This is a genomic window from Halomonas sp. LMYGS-3 (genome assembly GCF_059509875.1).
On record NZ_JCAKFQ010000060.1, the window covers coordinates 1 to 4902 of the forward strand.

Genomic DNA, 4902 nt, shown 5'->3' on the forward strand with positions numbered 1-4902 from the left:
CGAAGCCTGGCGGAAGGCGAGCCAATCACGATGCTGAAACCATCGACTGGAGAGCCGTGTGCGGGAGAACCGCACGCACGGTTCGGAGGGCGGGGAGGCTAAGCCTTCCCGACCCCTATCAGGGGTGGGCGCCGCAGGCGCCCCCGGCGGATATCGCCGAGCTTGCGGATAATCGCCCAGCGCCCGCTTCGCGCCGCCATCGCCCCGCGGAGCGTGGCTCCACACAGGGGGAGGTGTGCCCACTGAGGTGATGGCTGGTGGTATGATAGCGACAGGCGCCTTTCAGGGCGCCTGTCGTGTTATGGGCGCCTGGAAATTGACGATGATGAAGGCCGAAGGCAATGAGTGAGCAGCAGGGAACCTTGTCGCTGTGGCGTCTGAGGCTGCGTAACAAGGTGCGGGTGGCAGCGGGGGCGGCACCGTCGTGGCCGGCAACCCGGCCCGTGAGGTCAAGCAGAACATCAACTGGGTGCGGTAAGGGAACCACGATGGTAGCGAAAGGACTGTTTTCCCGTGATCGGGCCTTGATGGTGAACCAGTGGGCGTTGCTGCTGGTGCTGGTGACGCTGATCGCCACGCCGGTGCGCAGCCACGCCGTGGTGGCGGTGCTGATGCTCTATGCCATCGGCTACCTGGTGGCCAATCGCGCCACCCTGCAGGTCACCCGCTTCGACTGGGCGGTGGTGGGGCTATTGAGCCTGCTGCTGCTGTCGCGGGTGCCGATCTTCGTGATCGACGACACCTCGTCGCGCTACTTGAGCCCCGGTTTTCATATGATCGCCGTGGCGCCGATCTACCTGATGCTGCGTCACCTGCTGGTGCCGGTGGACCTGCGCCACGTGCGGGGCTTCATGGAGTGGGGGGTGATCATCGGCCCCCTGGGCGCTCTCGCCGTGGCGTTCTACCAGACCCAGGTGATGGGCGCCTACCGGGCCGATGGCTTCCTGTTCAGCATCAACCTGGGGTATCTGAGCTGCGCCATGGCCTTCCTGGCGGCGAGCCTGATCCGTGGCAGCCACCGCAAGACCTGGCTGTTGATAGCGGCGCTGGCCGGGGTGATCACCTGCCTGCTGACCCTGGCCCGTGGTGCGATTCTGGTGGTGCCACTGCTGCTGGTTCTGCTGCTGCTGCTCAACGCCGACCGCCTGGGGTGGAAGGCGATCACCGCTTCCTTCGTGGCGCTGGTGACGCTGGCGCTGGTCAGCTATGCCACCCTGCCGGCGGTGGAGCGGCGGGTGGACTACAGCATTGCCGAGTTCACCAATATCGCCCAGGGCGATATCGGGGCGGCGGTCTCCAGCGGTGGACGGCTGCAACTGTGGATGGCGGCCAGCCATGCCTTCCTGGAACGCCCGCTGATCGGGTTGAGCTACGATGAGCGCGAGGCGCAGATCGCCGAGCTGGTCGAGCAGGGCGTGCTCACCGAGTGGGTGCTGGGGGTTCAGCGCGGCCACGCCCATAGCCAGTACTTCGAGATGGCGGCCACCGGGGGGGTGCTGGGGCTGCTCGCCCTGCTGGGGTACCTGGTGGCGCCGGGGATCTACCATTGGCGGCTCTACCGTCGCGATCATCGCAATCCCTGGGCCCAGGTCGCCCTGGTGTTTACCGTGGGCTTCGTCCTCTACGGCTTCACCGAGGCGGCGATTCACCATGAGATGATGACGACCTTCTATGCCTATATGCAGGTGGTGTTGCTGGCGCTGGCGGTGTGTCATCGGCATGGCGCCGTGGGTATTCCACAGGGAAGGGAGTGAAGCCTTGCGTACCTTGGTGGTGGTTCATTCGCTCAAGATGGGCGGTATGGAGCGCGTGGCGGTCAATCTGGCCGATGCCTTTGCCGAGGCGGGGCATGAGAGCCACCTGCTGACCTTTCGGCGCGTGCGCAAGCCGCTGGCGCCCGAGCATTCCGAGGTGCAACTGCACCAGTTCTCATTGCTCTGGGCGCTGCGCCTGACCCTGGTGGGGCTGCTGATCGAGTGGCTGGCGCGCTGGTTTCTCAACCCGATCATCCGTCGCTCCTGCCCAATCGGCGCCATTCGCCGGCTGATGCTGGTTGATGAGCCGGACCTGCCTGACGAGCCCTATCTCGTGACGGTGGCACGGCTGGTGCCGGCCAAGGACCAGGCATTGCTGCTGCGAGCCTACGCGCAGTCGGGGCTGGCAATGCCACTGGTGCTGGTGGGCGACGGCCAGGAGCGTGGGCGGCTAGGGGCGCTGGCCGAAGAGCTCGGCATCGCCGGGCGGGTCCGCTTCGCCGGGCAGCGCGACAACCCCTACCCGTGGATGCGCCAGGCACGGCTCTTCGTGCTGAGCTCGCGCTTCGAGGGCATGGGCATCGTGCTCTTCGAGGCCCTGGCCTGCGGCACGCCGGTGCTGTCGGTGGACTGTCCCGGCGGTATCCGCGAGATCCTCAAGGGGCCGCTGACATCCAGCATTGTCGAGCACGACGAAACCGCCCTGGCCGAGGGCATGCGGGCCGCTGTGGCGGGTGAGAAGCCGCTCATCGATGAGGCCTGGCTGGATGACTTCAAGCCCGAGACGGTCGCCGGGAAGTTTCTCTCGCCTCCTGATATCGAACGGACTGCCCGGCTGGCGGGTGCTACCAAGGGAGGGGAGCAATGATTGACGTGGCACCCGGAGTGAACCCGCTGCAGGGCGCCTAGGCGTTGACCGCCAAGATGGCCGATGACCGCCAGCGCCCCGCAGAGCGTGGCCCCACAGGGTGGTAGATTCCCTGCCTGTAGCTTGGCTCCGCCGAGCGATCGCTCGATCAGCAACCGGGGCCTGCGCGACGCGCATTACCGGCGGTGGATCCATGACGACATGAAACAGCGTTGGCTGGCCGGTTGACGGGTGCCAGGCGTCAAGGGCGGGCTGGGTCAGGCGCCGCGGCCGCCCCTAACGGGTCTGGCCCCGGCCGAGTCGTTGGCCCGTGATGGTGGGCGTGGCAGGTGTCGGGGTTGCCCGTTGCCTGCAATGGTCAGGCTGATTCGGTATCGAATGCCACGATCTGGCGCTTCTCGCGGGAGAACTCGACGCCGATCAGGTGAATGGGCTTGCCCTGAGCGCGGTACTTGTCGGCGTAGCCTTGGTCCTTCAGCTGCTGAAGCGCCTTGCCCTCCGGTACCTGCTCCACCACCTTGAACTCGAAAAGATACAGGTGGCCGCCGAAGTCCACGGTCATGTCGACCTTGCCGGTATTGCTGGCGTCTTCCACGGTCACGTCCACGCCGAGCGCGGCAAAGTGGCTGTAGAACACGCTGGCGTAGTGTCCTTCGTACTTGGCAATCGGGTTGTTGCGGTACCAGTCGTGTGGCAGCCCGGCGTAGAGGGCCTTGAGATGCGCCTCCAGGCCTGCAAGGTCGTTGGCGAGAAGGTGCGTGAACAATGTCTTGCGGTGACGAGGCGCATTGTCCACCCCAAGCGACGGTAGCAAGGCCTGGTTGAGGCTGGTTTCCACTTCCTGATTGGGAAAGCCCAGGGTGTAGAGCCGGTATCCCGTCATGGGCTCTTCCGCCTGCTTGATGGTCAGGTAGCCCGACTGGAACAACAGGCCCTCGGTGGCGATCTCGTCCACGTCAAAACGACTGAGGAGCTCCGGCTCGGTTTCCCACTGTTCCAGCCTTGGGGTGTAGAGGCCACGCTGCCGCAGCAGGTCCACCAGGAAGGTGGGGGTGGCCGATTCGAACCAGTAAGGGCCGAACTGACGCTTCTGCAGGAGCAGCAGGACGTCGAAGGGGTTATAGACAGCGGTAGTGTCTTGGCCGCCCCAGCGGTAGCCGTTGTACCAGCGGCGGATCTCGGCGCGGTCCAGGCCGGGCAGCTCCGGGGCGAACACCGTGTCCAGGTCCTCGTCGGTATAGCCGCAGATGGTGGCGTAGGGCGCGTCCAGGGTGACGTCATTGAGGTTGTTCAGCCCCGAGAACAGGCTGACCTTGCTGAACTTGGAGACACCCGTGAGCAGGCAGAAGCAAAGGTGGGGATCGGCGTCCTTCAGCACCGAATACAGGTTGCGCAAGCCATCACGCAAGGCACTGGCTCGCCCGACATCCGTGATGTTGTCGAGCAGGGGTTTGTCGTACTCGTCGATGAGCACCACCACGCGCTGGCCATGTTGTGCATGGGCTTGCTGGATCAGTTCCTCGAATTCGCCGGGAATGTCTGTCTCTCGCGAAAGGCTGATGCCCAGCCGCTCCCGGTTCTGGTGCAGCAGGTCACGAATCCGTTGGTCCAGGGCGTCACGAGTTCCCAGGTGACCACCCGCAAAGCTGAGGCGAACGACAGGATGCCGGATCTGCCAGTCCCACTTGTCGTGTATGTAGAGCCCCTCGAACAGGGCCTCTCGCCCTTCGAACAGGCAGCGCAGGGTATCCACCAGCAAGCTCTTGCCGAAGCGGCGGGGGCGAGACAGGAAGTAATACTTGCCGGCCTCGATCAGCCGATGGATATGCAAGGTCTTATCCACATAGTAATAGCCATCCTCGCGGATATCGGCAAAGGTCTGGATACCGATGGGCAGCTTGCGGCGATGTGCGGTTGTCAAGATGACCTCCCGAGGCAGGGCGCTGGCCTGTCGAGCGCCTAGCATAGCATGCGCGGGAGGCGGTGTTGGCCCCAGGCGAAGCCTTTGGGGTCTGACCCTCAGGCTGCAACGTACTGAAATATTGGCAATTCCTGACAACCTGGCAGCGAACAGGGTCAGACCCCAAAGGCGCGATCTCGGTGCCTTTTTCGGCCAGCATGCTGCCAATGTCGAGAAATTCGTGGGGATCCGCCAGGGTCAGACCCGAATGGCACTTACTTAAGCTTTTTCGGATGTCCGTAGCGTTGGATTTCCTCACGCGCTTGGTGGCGATGCGTTTTCAATAACCGGTGGGGCCGGGGGCGCCGTTTGATGGCCCT

3 protein-coding genes are annotated in these 4902 nt (G+C 64.4%); 2 read left to right on the top strand and 1 reads right to left on the bottom strand.

The window, feature by feature from the left end; genetic code table 11:
• Window positions 1-488: 488 nt before the first annotated feature.
• Together AC5W54_RS22395 and AC5W54_RS22400 are read left to right on the top strand one after the other, a co-directional pair.
• Window positions 489-1754, top strand: coding sequence for an O-antigen ligase family protein (locus AC5W54_RS22395; protein ID WP_495964306.1), 1266 nt, complete (start codon window positions 489-491; stop codon window positions 1752-1754).
• Window positions 1755-1758: 4 nt separating this feature from the next.
• Complete coding sequence (locus tag AC5W54_RS22400; protein WP_495964307.1) at window positions 1759-2622, top strand: glycosyltransferase; 864 nt, start codon at window positions 1759-1761, stop codon at window positions 2620-2622.
• A 358-nt stretch (window positions 2623-2980) separates the two neighbouring features.
• Here the strand turns inward: AC5W54_RS22400 and AC5W54_RS22405 are convergent, their stop codons facing one another.
• The gene (locus AC5W54_RS22405; protein WP_495964308.1) at window positions 2981-4588 is read right to left on the bottom strand and encodes an ATP-binding protein; all 1608 of its coding nucleotides are present in this window, start codon (window positions 4586-4588) and stop codon (window positions 2981-2983) included.
• Window positions 4589-4902 lie beyond the last annotated feature (314 nt).

Excerpts from the sequence above, each read along its gene's own strand:
- AC5W54_RS22395 (WP_495964306.1), top strand. The coding sequence starts at position 489 with ATGGTAGCGAAAGGACTGTTTTCCCGTGATCGGGCCTTGATGGTGAAC.
- AC5W54_RS22405 (WP_495964308.1), bottom strand. The coding sequence starts at position 4,588 with ATGCTAGGCGCTCGACAGGCCAGCGCCCTGCCTCGGGAGGTCATCTTG.